The sequence below is a fragment of the Shewanella sp. AC91-MNA-CIBAN-0169 genome, from assembly GCF_040310165.1.
GTDB lineage: Bacteria > Pseudomonadota > Gammaproteobacteria > Enterobacterales > Shewanellaceae > Shewanella.
The window spans coordinates 15,191-34,931 of sequence record NZ_JBEOPM010000032.1 but is presented as its reverse complement, the minus strand read 5'-3'; the positions used below and the strand labels follow the sequence as shown (position 1 = coordinate 34,931).

The window sequence follows — 19,741 nt, the reverse complement described above, 5'->3', positions numbered from 1 at the left end:
CCATCTTTTTGGAACAAAAAGTGGGAGATAAACGTACCGGGTTACGTACTAGTCCCACATAATTGTGGGCTGTTTTTGCTTCGCACTCACCGACTGCGAGCCATTTTCAACAGCCTAATATCTCGCTCTCTGCTGTAGCGAAATAATGACAGCTTTGGCAGTGTTTGTGCCTCAACTGACACTGTTACTGCCAATCGAGACAGATTGTTAATTTAGGTTTAAAGTTTATTTATTAACCACACCCGATCATCAAATTTGATATTCAATTCTCTCAATATCCTTAAGCAATGCTGCAACGTTTATATCTTTGCCGTAACGACTGAAAGTGATGTTGGGATTAGCGTGACCGACGATTTGAGCAACAATATGCTCACTGATATCTAATTGCTTCATTTCATCGATAAAAGTGTGTCTGAAGCCATATGACGTGGGGCGCAGGTTCGCTTGCATGCCTATCTCGGTTTGAAGCTTGGCGAGCTGTTTACAGTAAATTTTTGACCAATCTTCGTTTATACCAACGGGTTTATAATCAAACAGCTGGGTATGTGTTGATTTTCTTTGCTCAACAAACGCAATAAAACCTTGCTCAAGCAAGTATTTGTGAATGGGCACATAACGTTTAGCGTTGAGGTTCTTTAATCGCTGTGCTGAACCGCTGTCATCAATGCTAATACAGTGTACGCCATCGATTAGTTTGATATCTCTAGGTTTGAGCTGGCAAGCTTCTGAAGGCCTTAAACCACCATAAAGCATTAATCGGGTGACCCATTTGAAATCGATTGTTGAAGCTTTGAATGATGAGCTGCGAAGTAGTCGTTTAAGTTCAATGTGCGTCCAGCGGTCTCTAGCTTGATTCGGTTTAGCTTTTGGTTTTTGTCCGACTGTAACGCTTTCAAAGGGGTTACTGGTGCAGTAATTCATTAATTGGCACCACTTAAAGAACTGAAATACGGCAGCTAAGTACTCTTTATTGCTTTTGTAGCTTCGGCCTTGAGTCAGTAACTCATCGCGATAGGTCATCGCATCAGCGCTGGTGATTTCATGCACACATCTATCATCAGTTTTAAGCTTGGTTTTAAGAGTGGATTTTGATGATACAGTATCAATAAAATGCCGAGTGCGCTGCTCAAGCTGCTTAATAGACAGCGGCCTAATGGCTGATTTTTGTTTTGAGATAATAAACGCACTTAATGCTTCGTTTAACCCAATAACAGGCTTTGCTTGCGCCACAGCGGTAGTTTCACGATGCTGAGACAATTTAGTCTCTCTAATGGGGATAGCATGAGGTTTTTGCGTGATGTTGAACGTAATATCAGTTTCATTACCATCAAACTGAGCTCTAAGATGGTTAATCACTTCATCGACGTAGCGAATAAAGTCGTTAATACGAGTTTGATGGTCAATAGACTTAATGATTTTTTTGAGTGTTCCGGCAACATCAATATTGCGGATGACCGCTTCTGCTCTATCTCGAGTCAGCAACGACACTTTTACATCAAAAGGAAAGCCTTTATCGCGAAGCGACTTGGCTAAACAGATACGTGTGAAATACACGTTGTTGGGTGCTCGATAAAGATACATTGTCTGAGTCAATCCTTATGGAGAGCCCCTCAAACGCCAGAAACAAAAAAAGCCGTTGATAATCAACGGCTTTTCTCGTATTTAATGTGGCGGAGGGATAGGGATTTGAACCCTAGAACGGGATAAACCGTTGCCGGTTTTCAAGACCGGTGCATTCGACCACTCTGCCATCCCTCCGAGCGGGCGAATAATATGACAATGACTGTTTTGTGTAAAGGGTAAATTGCAAATAATTTGTTAAGTGGTGATTAAACACTCAAGTTAACTGTAATTGGTGTATCGATATGGATTATTCGCTAACAGCTAAGCCTCTATACTGAGGATGAACAGAATATGTGGCTTGAAGTGTTCTTAAACGAGCTTAACGGCAGTTGAATTGTGCTTATCAACTTAAGCTGACCATTTTTGTCATTTAAAATGTGATTAAACAGCTGATAGCGGCGACTTTGCTTGATTTGATTAGGCTTAATGTTTACCTTTACTGCAAGTAATTTTGCCAATGCCAAGGATAGCGAGATGCTTTCAGAACAAGCATTCGAGATGATAGATATTGTTGCCCGTGTGGGCAGTTTTACCGCCGCAGCCAATAAGTTGAATAAAGTACCGTCTGCAGTGAGTTACGCCATTAAACAGATTGAAGATGACTTAGGGGTAATATTGTTTGAGCGTCACCATCGCAGTGTCAGTTTGACGCCCGCGGGTGAGCATTTTGTGGCGCAGTCGCGCGAGATAATGACTAAATTGAACAACATTAAACGTGATACCCAGAAAGTGGCTAATGGCTGGCGCCCTTCTTTATCTATTGCGATTGACAATATGGTTCGCGCAGACAAAATCAGTGGCTTGATTGCTGATTTTTATCGCCATTTTACCGACATTGAATTGATTATTCGCTTAGAAGTTTACAATGGTGTGTGGGAAGCATTGTCGACGGGTAAAAGCGATATCGCCATAGGAGCAACCTCAAGTATTCCTGTTGGTGGTACTTTCAAGTCGCGCGATATGGGAATGATTCAGTGGTCTTTTTTAGTCGGTAAAAATCACCCGTTAGCCAAAGCAGAGCATGCGTTAACCGATGATGAATTATTACAATATCCGTCAATTTGCCTGCAAGACACGGCTCATAATATTGCCCATAGGCCAAATTGGTTGTTAAATAACCAGCGCAGAATTGTGGTACCTGATTGGATCAGAGCAATAAATTGTTTTAGAGAAGGCTTAGGCGTGGGTTACATGCCATATCATTTGGCCGATATTTTTATCAAAGCCGGCGCGCTAATAGAAAAACAACTTGCCACCCCAAAGCAAGACACAGCCTGCTGTTTAGCTTGGAATAATGCCAATATGACGCCTGCTATGCAGTGGGTATTAGATCATCTCGGCGATACCGAAAAATTAAAAAAAGAGTGGCTTAGTTAAACCACTTTTGCAAAATAAGTTTTTGTTAATAACATTACTTATACAAACGTTTATGTTAAATTAGCGACTATTAAGATGATGTTTGTTATGAATTAATTTTTGTTTAATGTACATTGCTTACGCTATACAAAAGGATTTAGCTTCAGAGTGAAATATATTTTTTGTGAAAGATATTTTCCCGTTGAGCAAATCATTGAGTTAACACCTGGAGACGATAATGAATCAACAATCAGTTATATCACCTAGTCTATCGACTACTGATGTCAACAAAATGCTAAAAAACACTTATATGCTGCTTGCAATGACATTGGCATTCTCTGCTGTTACTGCAGGTTTCGCCATGGCAATCAACATTGGTCCAATGATGTCAATAGGCTTATCGCTTGGTAGCTTAGTGTTATTATTTGTGACCCTTAAAAAAGCAGACAGTGCAGCCGCTATATTTTGGGTGTTTGCCTTTACCGGTATGCAAGGTGCGTCGCTCGGTTACATTCTTAACCATTATGCTGGTATGGCAAATGGCCCTGGCTTAATTATGCAGGCCTTAGGGTTAACCTCTATCATTTTCGTGTCGCTTTCAGCGTATGCGTTAACCACTAAGAAAGACTTCTCATTTATGCGCGGCTTCTTATTTGCGGGTTTATTAGTGATGATTGGTGCGATGGTCATTAATATATTCGTCGGTAGCTCAATATTATTTATGGCAATGAATGCAGGTATTGCGTTGCTAATGACAGGTTTCATTCTATATGACACTAGTCGTATCGTGAATGGCGGCGAAACAAACTACGTTCGTGCGACTATCTCATTGTACTTAGACTTTTTGAACTTATTCATAAGCCTGTTACATTTAATGGGTATTGGCAACGACGATTAATCGTCGATAGAGTTCATTGACAAATTACGTTAAAATGACCCTACATTAGGGTCATTTTTTTTATCATGAGCAAATTCATCATTCAAGTAAACGGCAGCGTTTATGGCTCTACGGCCAGTTTTCGTGCGTTATCATTTTGTCAAAGCGCATTAGCCAATGGCCATCAAGTCATCAATGTCTTTTTCTATCAAGATGGCGTAACCAACAGTAATGCCCTCACCTGTCCTGCATCTGACGAAATTGATATGCATTCAAAATGGCAATCATTGTCATCACAACATTCAATACCGCTAACCAATTGTGTGTCTGCAGCGCTGCGTCGTGGTGTGTTATCTCCACAAGATGCAACCGAAAACGGCAAACCACAATGGAATAGCAGTGACGCATTTACCATGGGCGGTTTAGGTGAATTAGTGGTCGGTATTGAACAAGCTGACAGGTTGATTAGCTTTTAACGTATGAGTGGAATAGATAATGAAATCACTGGCAATTATGTTTAGGCATGCACCATTGGGTACCACAAGTACCCGTGAAGGGCTAGATTTTGCCATGCTCAGTGCCAGCTTTGAACAACAAGTGAGTATTATATTTACCAATGAAGCGGTATTACATTTGCTGGCAGGCCAAACACCTGAGCAAGCAGGATCTAAAGATTATGTGTCCGCATTTAAAGCACTTTCTCTTTACGATATTAATACCGTATTGGTTTGTGCAGAATCAATGCTCACATTAGGATTACAGCCTAATGACCTTAGTATTGCCGCGACGGTGGCGACTCCAGAGGTGATTAGTCAAACCCTGCAAGCTGCTGATGAGGTGTTAGTATTTTGATATTACATCATATCCAAACATCAGTAATGACTGACGACGCCTTAAGTACATGCTTACGCTATATTCACCCTACAGACAGTATTTTATTGTCTAGCGATGCAGTGAATTGTTTATTACAAACCCAGTGGCAACAGCGTTTAGCAAACATTGCTCTGTTTGTGCTACAAGATGATGTTGTCGCCAGGGGCTTATCGGATCGCTTGATGATTATGTTAGCCAATAAAGCTGCGGGCTCTTTTGATATTATTGATTATTCACAATTTGTTGAACAATCTTTGTTACACGATAAGGTGATAACTTGGTAAACTTTTTTGAATTTAATGGCCAACAAATTGAAACCGATCATCAAGGCTATTTAAAAAATGTTAATGACTGGCAAGAGCCTATGGCAATTGCGATTGCCGCTACAGAGAACATTGAGTTAACTGAGCAACACTGGGAAGTTATCCGTTTTGTGCGTGATTTTTATCTAGAGTACAAAACCAGCCCAGCTATTCGTGTGTTGGTCAAAGCGATAGGTCAACGTTTAGGTGCGGATAAAGGTAATTCTAAATACTTATATACCTTGTTTCCGATTGGCCCAGCAAAACAAGCAACAAAAATTGCAGGCTTACCCAAACCAGCAAAATGTTTATAGCTGATTAATGCTGACAAAAAAGCCCGCTCAAGATAACTTAAGCGGGCTTTTTAAATGGCTAACCTTAACTGAGGTTATTTTGGAAATATATTTTCTATCACTATAAATGCTGCTTGAGCTAGTTGAACAATTACCAACAACATAAAAAAGAAGATAACTGATAAGTAGATAAGCCTACGATTATCACGCCGACTTGAACCCATTGCTGGTTGTACCAACCCTTATAAATATGTGACCAACTCAAACTGAGTGACACAATTTCCAATACAACGTAAAAATAAAATATGTGCTGCGACACGGTAACGCCATTAACACGATTTACAGATTACGGGGTTACTCAACGCGCTACTACATACAGGTCTTTTAAGGCCACGAATGCCTAAAGCTCTATCTTGTACAAGACTGACAATTAACACCCTAGCCACACTAAAATGGACTGCGGCTAGGACTATATCAATTGGCCAATCATATTAGCTAACTATAATTAGCCAACTATAATTAGCTAACTATAATTAGCGCTTAACATTAACCAATCAGACTTAAACCGCCCATGTATGGACGTAATACTTCAGGTACTGTAATGGTGCCATCTTGATTTTGATAGTTCTCAAGTACTGCTACTAACGTACGGCCAACCGCTAAACCTGACCCATTTAAGGTGTGCAATAAAGCAGGTTTGTTATCGACTTTGCTACGGTATCTAGCTTGCATTCTTCGCGCTTGGAAATCTTTCATGTTTGAACAAGATGAAATTTCTCGGTAAGTATTTTGCGCTGGTAACCACACTTCGATATCAAAAGTTTTACTTGATCCAAAGCCCATATCACCAGTACATAACACCATAGTGCGGTACGGTAAGTTTAATAACTGTAATACTTTTTCAGCATTGGCAGTAATTTCTTCTAGTGCTTGCATTGAATTATCTGGGTGAGCAATTTGCACTAACTCAACTTTGTCAAATTGATGCTGACGGATCAAACCACGAGTATCACGACCATAAGAGCCCGCTTCACTGCGGAAACATGACGTTAACGCCGTCATTTTCATTGGCAGTTCATTTTCGTCCACGATCATATCGCGCACATAGTTAGTTAATGGCACTTCAGCAGTTGGGATAAGTGATAAACCTTGGCCTTCTTCTGTGGCCGGTTTAGTGTGGAATAAGTCTTCACCAAACTTAGGTAATTGGCCTGTGCCTAACAAGCTGTCTTCGTTAACCAATAACGGTACGTATGTTTCTGTATAGCCGTGTTCAGTGGTGTGTAGGTCTAACATAAACTGACCTAAGGCACGATTTAAACGGGCAATTTGACCACGCATGATAATAAAACGTGAACCGGTAATTTTAACCGCGCTTTTAAAGTCTAAACCGCCTAGTGCTTCGCCTAAATCTAAGTGATCTTTCACTTCAAAGTCGAATACCTTTGGGGTGCCCCAGCGACGCACTTCAACATTGTCGTTTTCATCAGCGCCTACCGGAGCCGATTCGTCTGGCAAATTTGGCATGCTCATGGCGATGCTATTGATTTGTTGCAACAACTCAGCAAGCTCAGCTTTCTTTGCATCTAGCTGCGCACCTAAATCACCCACTTGCGCCATAATGGAGCTGGTATCTTCACCGCGCGCTTTAGCTTGACCAATCGACTTAGAGATCGCGTTACGCGATGCTTGCAAGTCTTCTGTAGCAACTTGTAGCGATTTACGCTTTTCTTCAAGTTTGGTCAAATTATCGACATCAAGAATAAAGCCACGAGTGGCTAAACGCTCGGCAGTGATTTCCAGTTCATTACGCAAAAATTTTGGATCTAGCATGTTGTGAGTTCTTTTTAGTTAAACACGTGAAAATATAAGCTGTTGACCTAAATACACCATAAAGAGGCATAAGGTGACATTCAACAACACATTTAAAATAGCTTTCTGCCATAAGCCTTCTTGCAATAGCAGTAAGGTTTCATTCGAAAAAGTCGAAAACGTCGTTAATGCACCTAATAGACCAATGCCAATAAGCGCTTTAATTTCAGGGCTAATATGACTCAATTGCCCTAGCGCATAAACTACGCCCATTAAAAACGATCCCAATAGATTGACTAACAGTGTACCAAAAGGAAAACTGCTTCCAAATACCTGGATCATAAAAATTGACAGAAGATAGCGTAAAACTGCACCAATCGACCCACCTAATGCCACCAAGAACACATTAGTCATAGCGTTTGTCCTCGCTTTGTTGATCAAGTTGGTTTAATTGGGCCAATTTATCTTGAATGCGCTTTTCAAAACCTCTGTTAGTGGGTTGATAAAATTGACTGTGTTGCAGTGATTCTGGAAAGTAATTTTCGCCAGCAGCATAAGCACCAGGTTCATTATGTGCATAACGATACTCCTTACCAAAGCCGATGTCTTTCATCAGTTTGGTTGGCGCATTACGTAAATGGTTGGGCACAGGTTCGTGTCCGGTTTGTTTGGCTAACTCGCGAGCAGCACCAAATGCACTATAAACAGCATTACTTTTAGGAGCACTGGCTAAATACAATACTGCTTGCGCTATCGCTCGTTCACCTTCTGCAGGGCCAATGCGGTGATAACAATCCCAGGCATTAAGTGCAACGGTCATGGCTACTGGGTCGGCATTACCAATGTCTTCAGAGGCAATCGCTAATAAGCGGCGAGCAACATACAAAGCATCACCGCCACCTTCTAAAATACGGCAATACCAATACAAAGCGGCATCCGGCGCAGAGCCCCGCACAGACTTATGTACAGCAGAAATTAAATCGTAAAATTGATCGCCATTTTTATCGTAACCCGCAGCTTGGTGTCCGGCGACTTGCGTCAGCATCTCGGTGGTAAACGCGCCAGCATCTGCCACTAAATCGCTCATTAACTCAAGCAAATTAAGCGCTTTACGTGCGTCACCATCACTAATGTCGGCCAATTGCTTGGCTACATCTGCAGGTAATGTTAATTGGCGTTTGCCCAAACCACGTTCAACATCGGCTAATGCTTGAGTGACAATTAAGCTTATTTCGTCAGAGCTTAGTCGATTTATAAGGTAAACACGCGCACGCGACAATAAAGCGTTATTGATTTCAAATGAGGGGTTTTCGGTGGTGGCACCAATGAAAATAACCGTGCCGTCTTCAATAAAAGGTAAAAAAGCATCTTGTTGACTTTTATTAAAGCGATGAACTTCGTCGACAAATAATAAGGTTCGTTGACCGCGACTTTGGGCAATGGCTTTAGCTTGTTCTATTGCGGCGCGAATGTCTTTTACGCCTGACGTTACCGCAGAAATACGTTCAACATGGGCGTTGGCATAATGGGCAATTAACTCTGCTAATGTGGTTTTCCCCGTACCGGGTGGGCCCCATAACAACATAGAATGTGCTCGATTAGCCTCTAGCGCTTTACGCAGAGGTTTACCTTCACCTAATAAGTGTGCCTGACCTATGTATTCACTAATCTCCCTTGGGCGCATGCGAGCGGCCAAGGGGCGAAAATCTGGTGCAAAATCAAAACCTAAATTAGCCATCAAACAACCTAGTTTGTTTGCTTTAAACGTTGATCGTCAATATCAACGTTATCAGGTACGGCAAACTTAAAAATGTTTGTCTCGTTATCTTTTACTTTACGTTGCTGAGTTAACGCAAATTGACTGAGGTTGCCTTGCTCGTCGGTTAAGTTGAATTTAACTAACTGGCTCGCTTCAAAACACACACTCACGGCAACGACATTGCTGTTAAGTTTTTTAGGTTGAATATCAAAACAGCTTGATTTTCCGCTTACGGCACGCTTAATGACCGAATACTTAGCCCATGTGGCTTCGTCTCGATGCACTAACAAGGCCATAGGTGATGCATCAACGGCTTGAGCAACATCCATCACAGTCACTTCTTCCGCAAAAGGATTATAAATCCACAAGTTAGCGCCATCTGCCACAATTAATGATTCGTCTGGCTGAGTTAAATGCCAGTAAAATTGATTCGGATATGCAAGTGCAAACACCCCGCTGCCGGTTTGAATAGGCTTACTGTTAATGTCAGTCACTTGTTGGGTAAATGTCGCATGCAAGCTGTCTATATTAGATAGCTTAGCGCGTAATTCGGTTGCGTCATCGGCCATTGCAGCAACGCTGCTTAAACTTGTGGCTAATAATAGGCTTAACACTGTAATACGTTTATTCATCATTAATTCCTCGGTGGTGGCGGAGCCAACACTTCACGATTACCATTGTGGCCTTGGGCTGTCACAATACCTTGGCTTTCCATCATTTCAATAATGCGGGCGGCGCGATTGTAACCAATTTTAAATTTACGTTGTACGCTAGATATGGAGCCGCGGCGAGTTTCGGTAACAAATGCTACCGCGTCATCATATAACGCATCCAACTCTTCTTCGCTATCGGAGGTTTCACCGGGTAACAGTACTTGTTCACCATCTGTAGCACCATTAAGAATTTCTTCAATATATTGTGGCTTACCACGAGCACACCAATCGGCTACGACTTTATGCACTTCATGATCATCAATAAACGCCCCATGAACACGATTTGGCAAACCCGTTCCTGGAGGTAAATACAGCATATCACCCATGCCTAATAGGGTTTCTGCGCCCTGTTGATCAAGAATGGTACGAGAGTCAATTCGTGACGACACTTGGAACGCAATACGGGTTGGAATGTTAGCTTTAATCAAGCCAGTGATCACATCAACCGATGGACGCTGTGTCGCTAATATTAAGTGAATACCTGCCGCACGCGCTTTTTGCGCGATACGGGCAATGAGTTCTTCTACTTTCTTACCAACAATCATGATCATGTCAGCAAATTCATCGACGACCACCACAATAGAAGGCAGTTTTTCTAATGGTGGCGCATCGTCTAGCATGCTTTCAGAAGACTTCCATAATGGATCGGGAATGTACTCCCCTTTGGCGGCTGCTTCTTTAATTTTAAAGTTGTAGCCTTTAAGGTTACGCACACCTAATGCCGACATTAATTTATATCGGCGTTCCATTTCACCTACACACCAGCGCAGTGCATTGGCTGCTTCTTTCATGTCAGTAACCACTTCACACAATAAATGTGGAATACCTTCATACACCGACAATTCAAGCATCTTAGGGTCAATCATAATAAAGCGGACATCATCTGGGCCCGATTTATACAACAAACTGGTGATCATCGCATTCACACCGACCGATTTACCAGAACCCGTTGTACCAGCAACTAATAAATGCGGCATTTTGCCTAAATCAACGACCACCGGCTCACCGGCAATGTCTTGTCCTAACACCATAGACAATGTCGATTTGCTGTCTTTAAACGCGGCAGAATCGAGTACATCGCGCATAAACACTGTTTCACGGAACTTGTTCGGTAATTCTAGGCCTACATAAGCTTTACCAGGAATAACTTCAACTACACGCACGTTTTCAGATAATAATGAACGGGCTAAATCTTTCGATAAATTGGTGATTTTAGACGCTTTAACGCCTGGAGCTAATTCAAGTTCAAAACGAGTAATCACAGGTCCAGGATACACCCCTACTACATTGGCGATAATGTTAAAGTCGGCCAGTTTTGTTTCAACCAATCGAGCAACTTGCTGCAATTCAGCTTCACTGATGGGGTTTTTCTTACGATCTGGAACATCAAGTAAGGTAATACTCGGTAGCGGATCCATTTTTTGACGCGCTTGTTGAGGGGTTTGGCCATCAATTACCACAACGCCATCCACAATTCGGACATCTTTTTTCGGCTTTTGCTGAGCGACTAATGCCCCTGTTGAATGAGGTTTATTAAATGCTTCCTCAAAAGGTTCATCTGCGATATCTAGATTATTAATTGCAGGGCTATCATTAACGCCATCATCATTGTCGTCATCAATATCAAAATCGACATCATCTTTAGTCGCGACCCAAGGTGCAAAAGGTGTGTCGTCATTATCGAGTTGCATCGACGGTTCTTGGCGATCATCTATATCAAATTCATCGTCATCATTGTCTGATACGTTAATATCTTCAGCAGGTTTAGCCTTGCGGCTAAAGAAACTGCGTTTTTTCTCAACAATAGGTGGCGTCTCTATTGCTGGCTTAATATGAATTGGCACTTTGACTGCCGATTTGCTTGGCTTATCCAGTGAGGGTTCATTTTGTAGATCAATTTCATTACGGCGTTGGGTAAACTTATCCACTAATGACATAAAACCTTTGGTATCTTCGGTCTCACGTTCACGTTTAAATAATCGTGGCAATGTCCATATTTTCTTAGCTAACCAGATAGAACCTAAACCCGTTAACTCAATAATGGTTAACCAACTCACGCCTGTCGCTAAGGTGAAGCCTGCACCAATAAAACACATTAATAGTAATGTGGTGCCGAGCTTATTAAAATACGGCAACATGGCTTGACCAATAACGTCACCTGCAACACCACCGGCTGAAAACACAAACATATTCTCGGCATTCATACTGACCAGCGCAGCTAACGCCAGCAACATCAGAATAAAACCAATAATTCTTAGGCCAACAGAAAAATAATCTATTTCGAACACTCGATGCGCGCGATTAAAAATAAACCAACCGGTTGTGGCTATAATCATGGGAATTAAAAAAGCGATGAACCCGAAGAAATAAAACAGCACATCTGCTGTCCAAGCACCTACAGCACCAGTCCAGTTGTGTATCTCACCTTGGAAATGCGACTGACTCCAGCCAGGGTCACTTGGATTGAAACTGGATAATGCCAATAGGATATAGGTTGCAACCATGCAACATAATATAAGACCACCTTCAAGTAGCCTTTGTAGGCCACTGAGTGTTTTAAGACTATTTTCCTGAGTCAAACGAAAGCATCCATAAAAAAGTGAAAAATAAGGGTTAAGATAACAGAATATCACTGTATTTGCAGTGATTATGCACCTTGAATTAATCAAGCTCAATCGATTGTTATGTCGAATTAATCAAGAAACATAAAAGCATTGATGATGGTAGTCAAGATGATGATTTTATATACAAAAAATGTTTAGTTAGCGAAAAAGATGAACATAGGCAACAACAGTCATCTATAATTCATCATTCCGGCTCTAAAAACGGGATAGGCGATTAAGTTAGCGAGATTACCCTAGGTTGTATAACGCAACCTTATTGGTTTGTTTAACCTCCTCCATCACTACATAAGTACGAGTATCTGAAATGGATGGCAGTTTCAGTAAGGTTTCACCTAATAATCGCCGATATGCAGACATATCTGACACCCTAGTCTTTAATAAGTAGTCAAAATCACCAGAGACCAAATGGCATTCTTGGATGTCATCAAGTAATTGCACAGCACGGTTAAAGCGGTCAAAAATGTCTGGAGTGTCACGATTTAGAGTGATCTCAACAAAGACTAATAAAGAAGCACCGAGAAAATGTGGATTAACCAACGCAGTATAACCGCTAATAAAACCTTGTTTCTCAAGCCTTTTTACTCTTTCTAAACACGGTGTAGGGCTTAAGCCGACTCGTTTAGATAGTTCAACATTTGATATGCGACCATCCTGTTGAAGTTCATTTAAGATATTACGATCAATGCGGTCTAAATCTTTCACTGAAAAGCTTTTGCTATTTGCCATATATTCAACCTTGTTTTGTCCTTAAAACAACACTTCTGCCTATTAATTAACGAAATTCAGCAACATAATCTGCTAAAGCAGCACTATACTAGAGTCACCTGAAATAAGCACGTTCAGGTCACAATTAATAACAACTATACCCACTTGAAGTGGGGTTTTTTATGTCAATCGAGGCTCAAATAATGATTATTGGTGTTCCAACAGAAATCAAAAACCACGAATACCGTGTAGGCATGGTTCCTTCAAGCGTACGTGAATTAACCATAAAAGGTCACGTTGTTTATGTTCAATCAGATGCGGGTGTGGGTATTGGTTTTACCGATCAAGACTATATGGATGCGGGCGCCTCGATTTTAGCTACAGCAGCTGAAGTGTTTGCTAAATCAGACATGATTGTAAAAGTTAAAGAGCCACAAGCAGTAGAACGTGCAATGTTACGTCACGACCAGATTTTATTCACTTATTTGCACCTTGCACCAGATTTGCCGCAAACTGAAGAATTAATCACCAGTGGCGCTGTTTGTATTGCTTACGAAACCGTAACAGATGACCGCGGCGGATTACCATTACTAGCACCAATGTCAGAAGTGGCTGGCCGCATGTCAATCCAAGCAGGAGCTCGCGCACTTGAAAAATCATTAGGCGGCCGTGGTATGTTGCTTGGTGGTGTTCCAGGTGTTGAGCCAGCTAAAGTGGTCATCATTGGTGGCGGTATGGTTGGTACAAACGCAGCGCAAATGGCTGTTGGTATGGGTGCTGATGTTGTTGTTTTAGATCGCAGCATCGATGCATTACGTCGTCTAAACGTTCAGTTTGGTTCAGCGGTTAAAGCTATTTACTCAACAGCTGATGCTATTGAGCGTCACGTATTAGAAGCTGATCTTGTTATTGGCGGTGTATTAGTTCCAGGTGCTGCAGCGCCAAAATTAATCACTCGTGACATGGTTAAGCGCATGAAACCAGGCAGTGCAATTGTTGACGTTGCTATTGACCAAGGTGGTTGTGTTGAAACATCGCACGCTACCACTCACCAAGACCCAACTTACATTGTTGATGACGTAGTACATTACTGTGTGGCTAACATGCCAGGTGCAGTAGCGCGTACTTCTACATTTGCATTAAACAATGCAACACTACCTTACATTATCAAGTTAGCTAACCAAGGTTACAAACAAGCATTATTAAATGACAAACATTTATTAAATGGCTTAAACGTAATGCACGGTAAAGTCGTCTGTAAAGAAGTGGCAGAAGCGTTGAACCTTGAGTTCACTGAACCAAGAAGCATGCTTGCTTGAATGAGTAAGTCATTGAATTAACTTTATTCAATAAAAATGCCGCATTAATAAATGCGGCATTTTTTATGTTTATTAAGCGGGAATATCAAACACTTATATTAAACACTTATATCAAAAGATACGAGATTGTTTCGCCAATAATGCAAAGAAGTCAGCTTTTGGCATAGGTTTATAAAAATAATATCCTTGCACCGCTTCAATATTCTGTTTTTTGATAAAATCTAATTCAACTTCAGTTTCAACACCTTCAGCGACAATTGACAGATCTAATGCTCGGCTCATACTGACAATAGCTTCAATCAACGCTTCATGTCGCGCACCCAATGAAATTTTCTGGATAAAGGATTTATCAATTTTAACTTGATCCACAGGGAAGTTTGCCAAATAAGATAAAGATGAATAGCCAGTACCAAAATCATCCACTGAAATTTTCATTCCACGATGCCGAAGTTCTGTTAATAATTGGCTAATCGATGATTGTTGTTTCATCATTAATGATTCGGTGATTTCTAAAGTGATTAGCTGATACGGGATCTGGCTACCACCTAACAACTGTGAAAGGTTATCAAAATAGCGTAAAAATCGTTGTTGTAGATCGGTCGTCCAAAATTCAATCGTCGACACATTAATTGAAAATGGAATGGCATAACCACTTTTCTGCAATGCGATGATACTGGTTATTGCTTGTGTTCTCACCCACTCACCGATTTGAACAATTAAACCAGACTCTTCTGCAATAGGAATAAACTCATCTGGCGAAATAAATTGACCATCATGTATCCAGCGCAATAACACTTCAGCTTTAATGATTTGGCCACTAAACGGATTCACAATGGGTTGATAATACAGTTCAAATTCATTCTGGCTCAATGCAGACTTAAGGTGTAAGTACAATTCTGCATGTCTTTCTGCATCTTTTTGGATCTGCTGATTAAAGAACTGCAGACAATTACGGCCTCGAGATTTTGCGTTGTACATAGCTTGCGTGGCGCAATTTAATATTTGTTCCACATTATCAGCATCGTGTGGATAACGAGCAAGGCCAGTACTCATGGATAACATGACATCTTGACCGCCAACAATAAAAAGCTTTTTCAACTCATCCGTTAGATCATCAAAAAGACTAATTAATGACTCGGTACACATTTTACCCGGTAAAACTAATGCAAATTCATCGGCCGCAATACGCGCAATAAGGACATTATCAGGAATGGCACTCAGTAAGCGCTGTGCGACAAATTTCAATACAAGATCACCGTTATCATGTCCGAGGGTATCGTTAATTTGTTTAAAATGGTCGATGTCCATCAGCATCAAGCTAAAGTCTTGCTTACAACCGTTTACGCTGTCTTCTGAATCGATCATAGCTTGTAGACTTTCAAACAAGTATTTACGGTTCGACAATCCAGTAAGTTGATCATAGTTAGATTGAAAGTTAATCATTTTTTCAGCGTTTTTACGGGCGGAAATATCGGTAATTAACCATGCAAAACAATTCTGTTGCGTAAAACTATCCCGAATAACGGTCACATTAAGCGAGATATCAATAATATCATTGTCGGTTTTAAGACCTTTTAACTCCCCTTGCCAAGGGTGTCCGCGCTTTAAATGCTCAAATAAATCTGCTACTACATCTTGTTGGGAGTGACTCAAAAAACGATGAACATCAAATAATTTAAGATTGGCGTAATAGGTAGATGTTAAGGATTTAAAAATTGGATTGGCTGATAACACCGAGTTATCTTCACTCGTAATAACTAACGCAATAGGCAAACTGTTAAAAATCTTGCTACTTAATCGTTGAATATGCATTCCACGGCTTCGTTCAATGGCTAAACTGGCCAAACGTGCCGCTTCTTGTATTAGGTGCAAATCTTGCTTGGACGGCGATTTAATCGTGTCATAGTACATGGCAAAAGTGCCCAGTACTTTTTGATTACTGTCTTTTATCGGTTCAGACCAACACGATTTTAGTCCGGCTTTTAAAGGTAATGCTTTAAAGTCTTTCCAATTAGGATGATGTTCAATGTCTTCAACAATGACTCTTTCACAAGTATATGCGGCGGCGCCACAAGAGCCCACATCAACGCCAATCTCGATGCCGTTAATCGCATTGTTATATTCTTCAGGAAGATTAGGAGCCGCACCCGAGAATAACCGTTTACCGTCATCACTCAATAAAAGCACTGATGCACGAGTACCAATTTTTTGTGCTTCTATCAATAATACTAAGGCATGAAGCATTTCGCCTAATGGTAGGCCCTGCAATACCATATCGAGTATTGTACTGTATCGCTCGATACTCGATTCACGAAAATCATGTTGGTCTGTATCTTCTATGAATTTATTGATATGCGGTCCTATATCCATAACGCTCCATTATTACGGCGAATGCTTAAAAATAGATATTTCTAATATGAATAAGATTATGCATTTGTGAGAACTTAATCAATGTCTTAACGTAAATTAATTCAAAACACTCAGTTTAACGAGCAAAATTTATCCATAAATAAAAACAGTGCAAATAAATGCACTGTTTTTATGTTACTCACCATCAATTTAATGAATATAAAAATGGGTATTATTTGAATAATTATTCACTAATGCGTTCCATCTTTGCAAGATAGAAACCATCGAAGCCGCGTTCTGAAACTAAGATGTTTTCATCTTCAATAAGCGTAAACTGTGGATTGTCTGCAAGAAATGCATCAATTTGATCGCGATTTTCTTCTGGCATGATTGAACAAGTCGCATAGATTAATATTCCGCCGACTTTAACCATACGGCTGTAGCTTTGCAAAATATGTTTCTGCAATTCAACCAGCACAGGCAAACGCTCTGGAGTATCACGCCATTTTGAATCTGGATTGCGTTTTAGCACACCAAGTCCAGAACAAGGTACATCTAGTAGCACACGGTCAGCGGTTAATTTTAAGCGTTTAATGGTTTTTGAACTGGCAATAATCCGCGTTTCAACGTTATGGGCACCTGCACGTTTAGCGCGAGTTTTAAGATTATCCAGTTTCCATTGCTCAACATCCATCGCGAGCAAACGGCCCTTACCTTGCATTTGTGCTGCGATGTGCAAAGTTTTTCCACCTGCGCCAGCACAAGCATCAACAACACGCATACCTGGTTTTGCATCCACAGCATTGGCAACTAACTGTGAACCCGCGTCTTGCTGTTCAAACCAACCGTCTTTAAATGCATCGGTGCGAAATAATGCTGAGTCTGATGTGACCTCAATAGCAGAAGCTACATCGCTTACTTCTATTGCCGTTACGCCTTCTTTTTTAAGTCTTTCAATAAGGGCGTCGCGATTACATTTCAGTTCATTAACGCGTAAATAGCGTTTTGGTTGTTCAGCCAGTGCCGCACGTTCAGCAGGCCACTTATCACCCAATTGTGCCTGACCAAGCTCATTTAGCCACTCAGGACAACCATCCCATAATACAGGATCAGTTTTGGCTTGTTCTAGATTCGCCTCAAATGCTGCTTGCTCTAGTTGCAATGAATACTGCATTTTAGGTAAATCTAAGCCGTGAAATACATGCCAACCGTTGAGTAGTTTTGACCCTAAACGATCAAATTCTTCTGGTTTAATATCAACCAGAAAACAATATAAGTTTAAACGACGTAAAATATCGCCGGTGACTTGCGTGATCCGCGCTTGCTCTGATGGGTTAAGCGTTAAACCAGAAAAATGCTCTGAATAAGCTCTATCTAATGGTTTTCCTCGGGTTAACACCATGGTTAGTACATTTAAGACTAACTCTGATGAACTGCCTGACAACGGATAAGTCAACATGGGGGCTCTCTATCTAATATAACGATCAATTTAAAAACGTGCTGATCATAGGGATTAACGCTGTTGATAGCAAGGCCATATCAGGCTTTACTCCTCACTTTGACAGCATAAAATAGCCAATTATTCTACCTTTATAGGTTTTCTGTGAATAACATTTTGTAGCAGCAACCGACCTTAATACCCTGAAGCTAACCCGTCCCCATTCATAACTGCATGATGTTATGTTCACTAATGCAACGCATTAAAAAAGCGGCCCGAAAGCCGCTGATGGTTAATACTAATGACCTGCAATCAAAACGAGATTACATTCTTGAGCCTTTAGCACCATAGAATAAAATAAACGCGTAACACACAACCGGTAAAATAAACGCCACTTGTAAGCCCATACTATCGGCCATCACACCCTGTAATAACGGTACAATTGCGCCGCCAACAATGGCTAAACATAATATGCCACTGCCTTGTGAGGTGTGTGGGCCTAAATCTCGGAGTGCTAAGCTAAAGATAGTTGGGAACATAATCGAATTAAACAATCCAACTGCCAAGATAGACCACATGGCCAATGCGCCAGTACTGTTCATTGCCACTAACACCAGTGCAGCGGCAACAAAGGCATTAAAGGCTAACAAAGTACCTGCTGGAATTTTTTGCATAATAACCGAACCGACAAAACGGCCTATCATCGCCCCGCCCCAATAGTAGGTGATATATTTAGCGGCTTCTGCTTCTTGTAAACCGGCAACTTGCTCTTCGCCTAAAAAGTTAACTAAAAAACTACCAATAGACACTTCGGCACCAACATAGACAAAAATACCTACAGCACCTAACACCAAATGGATGCTTTGTAAGGCACTTGTTTTGCCATTATGCGTTATCACGCCGGTAGCAGAATCATCACTGTGTTCAGCGATGGTAGGTAAATTGAGTTTGGAAAAAATTAATGCGAGTAAGCCTAACATCGCAGCCAAAATAAGGTATGGAAGCTTAACCACTTCAGCTTCTGATTGCGCTTGGCTTAAGCCATCTATTGCGCCAGATGCAACAGATAATATCAACACAGCACCAAAGAAAGGAGCAACCGTCGTGCCTAATGCATTAAATGCTTGAGTTAGGTTTAAACGACTTGATGCGGTTTCAACGCTGCCTAACGCATTGACATAAGGGTTTGCCGCCACTTGTAAAATGGTGATCCCCGACGCCAATACAAACAGTGCACCAAGGAATAATCCATACGTTGCAAACGCTGCAGCAGGATAAAATAACAAACACCCGATACAAGCAATAACAAGCCCAGTGACGATACCTTTTTGATAACCTAATTTTTTGACTAACTTACCTGCTGGTAATGAGACTAAAAAGTACGCCCCAAAGAAACAAAATTGAATCAACATCGCTTCTGTATAATTAAGTGAGAACACCGCTTTTAAATGTGGAATGAGAATATCATTTAAACAGGTAATAAACCCCCACATGAAAAACAGTGAAGTTAATGACACAAGTGCAAAGCGATAACTACCGCTGCCTCCGGTCACTGTTGTTTGTTGAGTACTTTGCATTGATGAAGCCATAGTGTGGTCTCTTGTTGTTAATTATTATTATGTCGCTGTTTTATAAATTATAATGGCGGCCGTATAGCATTTGAAGTTTGATACATTAATTTTTATATTGTCTCTCTAC

General features: G+C 41.0%; 17 protein-coding genes and 1 tRNA gene. 7 read left to right on the top strand and 11 right to left on the bottom strand.

Annotation, left to right across the window (positions count from 1 at the left end):
* Window positions 1-249: 249 nt before the first annotated feature.
* Together AAEY98_RS19995 and AAEY98_RS19990 are read right to left on the bottom strand one after the other, a co-directional pair.
* Window positions 250-1,581: a tyrosine-type recombinase/integrase gene (locus AAEY98_RS19995; protein WP_351019099.1), complete on the bottom strand. Its 1,332-nt coding sequence runs from the start codon at window positions 1,579-1,581 to the stop codon at window positions 250-252.
* A gap of 87 nt (window positions 1,582-1,668) precedes the next feature.
* Window positions 1,669-1,758: transfer RNA gene (locus AAEY98_RS19990), tRNA-Ser, on the bottom strand.
* Window positions 1,759-2,097: 339 nt separating this feature from the next.
* Here AAEY98_RS19990 and punR point away from each other — a divergent pair.
* The 6 genes from punR (at window position 2,098) to AAEY98_RS19960 (ending at window position 5,345) form a co-directional block, all read left to right on the top strand.
* Complete coding sequence (gene punR, locus AAEY98_RS19985; RefSeq protein WP_059746694.1) at window positions 2,098-3,000, top strand: DNA-binding transcriptional activator PunR; 903 nt, start codon at window positions 2,098-2,100, stop codon at window positions 2,998-3,000.
* 217 nt (window positions 3,001-3,217) lie between these two features.
* A complete protein-coding gene (locus AAEY98_RS19980; protein WP_182743641.1) occupies window positions 3,218-3,877 on the top strand; it encodes a Bax inhibitor-1/YccA family protein in 660 nt (219 codons plus the stop codon).
* Window positions 3,878-3,942: 65 nt separating this feature from the next.
* On the top strand, window positions 3,943-4,332 hold the full coding sequence (gene tusD / locus AAEY98_RS19975; protein WP_335692156.1) for a sulfurtransferase complex subunit TusD: 390 nt from the start codon (window positions 3,943-3,945) through the stop codon (window positions 4,330-4,332).
* Between the two features lie 19 nt (window positions 4,333-4,351).
* Window positions 4,352-4,708: a sulfurtransferase complex subunit TusC gene (gene tusC, locus AAEY98_RS19970; RefSeq protein WP_192116056.1), complete on the top strand. Its 357-nt coding sequence runs from the start codon at window positions 4,352-4,354 to the stop codon at window positions 4,706-4,708.
* On the top strand, window positions 4,705-5,013 hold the full coding sequence (gene tusB / locus AAEY98_RS19965; protein ID WP_192116057.1) for a sulfurtransferase complex subunit TusB: 309 nt from the start codon (window positions 4,705-4,707) through the stop codon (window positions 5,011-5,013). Before tusC ends, tusB begins: the two co-directional genes overlap by 4 nt.
* A complete protein-coding gene (locus tag AAEY98_RS19960) occupies window positions 5,007-5,345 on the top strand; it encodes a TusE/DsrC/DsvC family sulfur relay protein (RefSeq protein ID WP_101087635.1) in 339 nt (112 codons plus the stop codon). Before tusB ends, AAEY98_RS19960 begins: the two co-directional genes overlap by 7 nt.
* A gap of 525 nt (window positions 5,346-5,870) precedes the next feature.
* Here AAEY98_RS19960 and serS read toward each other — a convergent pair.
* The 6 genes from serS to lrp all read right to left on the bottom strand — a co-directional run bounded on the left by serS (window position 5,871) and on the right by lrp (window position 12,958).
* Window positions 5,871-7,157: a serine--tRNA ligase gene (serS, locus tag AAEY98_RS19955; RefSeq protein ID WP_182743646.1), complete on the bottom strand. Its 1,287-nt coding sequence runs from the start codon at window positions 7,155-7,157 to the stop codon at window positions 5,871-5,873.
* An 18-nt stretch (window positions 7,158-7,175) separates the two neighbouring features.
* Window positions 7,176-7,550, bottom strand: coding sequence for a fluoride efflux transporter CrcB (crcB, locus tag AAEY98_RS19950; protein WP_101087633.1), 375 nt, complete (start codon window positions 7,548-7,550; stop codon window positions 7,176-7,178).
* Window positions 7,543-8,874 carry a replication-associated recombination protein A gene (locus AAEY98_RS19945; RefSeq protein WP_192116059.1) on the bottom strand — a complete coding sequence of 444 codons (1,332 nt, stop codon included), beginning with the start codon at window positions 8,872-8,874 and terminating at the stop codon, window positions 7,543-7,545. The genes crcB and AAEY98_RS19945 overlap by 8 nt, the downstream gene beginning before the upstream one ends.
* A gap of 8 nt (window positions 8,875-8,882) precedes the next feature.
* Window positions 8,883-9,527: an outer membrane lipoprotein periplasmic chaperone LolA gene (gene lolA, locus AAEY98_RS19940; RefSeq protein WP_351019124.1), complete on the bottom strand. Its 645-nt coding sequence runs from the start codon at window positions 9,525-9,527 to the stop codon at window positions 8,883-8,885.
* 2 nt (window positions 9,528-9,529) lie between these two features.
* Complete coding sequence (locus AAEY98_RS19935) at window positions 9,530-12,187, bottom strand: DNA translocase FtsK (protein ID WP_335692158.1); 2,658 nt, start codon at window positions 12,185-12,187, stop codon at window positions 9,530-9,532.
* A 273-nt stretch (window positions 12,188-12,460) separates the two neighbouring features.
* Window positions 12,461-12,958, bottom strand: coding sequence for a leucine-responsive transcriptional regulator Lrp (gene lrp / locus AAEY98_RS19930; RefSeq protein ID WP_101087629.1), 498 nt, complete (start codon window positions 12,956-12,958; stop codon window positions 12,461-12,463).
* 182 nt (window positions 12,959-13,140) lie between these two features.
* On the opposite strand from lrp, the gene ald reads away from it, so the two are divergent.
* Complete coding sequence (gene ald, locus AAEY98_RS19925; RefSeq protein WP_192116148.1) at window positions 13,141-14,256, top strand: alanine dehydrogenase; 1,116 nt, start codon at window positions 13,141-13,143, stop codon at window positions 14,254-14,256.
* Window positions 14,257-14,367: 111 nt separating this feature from the next.
* On the opposite strand, the gene AAEY98_RS19920 is transcribed toward ald, so the two are convergent.
* The 3 genes from AAEY98_RS19920 to AAEY98_RS19910 all read right to left on the bottom strand — a co-directional run bounded on the left by AAEY98_RS19920 (window position 14,368) and on the right by AAEY98_RS19910 (window position 19,632).
* Complete coding sequence (locus AAEY98_RS19920) at window positions 14,368-16,626, bottom strand: bifunctional diguanylate cyclase/phosphodiesterase (protein ID WP_351019093.1); 2,259 nt, start codon at window positions 16,624-16,626, stop codon at window positions 14,368-14,370.
* Window positions 16,627-16,849: 223 nt separating this feature from the next.
* On the bottom strand, window positions 16,850-18,064 hold the full coding sequence (locus tag AAEY98_RS19915) for an RsmB/NOP family class I SAM-dependent RNA methyltransferase (protein ID WP_059746707.1): 1,215 nt from the start codon (window positions 18,062-18,064) through the stop codon (window positions 16,850-16,852).
* Between the two features lie 302 nt (window positions 18,065-18,366).
* Entirely contained in the window at window positions 18,367-19,632 is a 1,266-nt protein-coding gene (locus tag AAEY98_RS19910) for a sugar MFS transporter (RefSeq protein ID WP_351019090.1), read from the bottom strand.
* Window positions 19,633-19,741 lie beyond the last annotated feature (109 nt).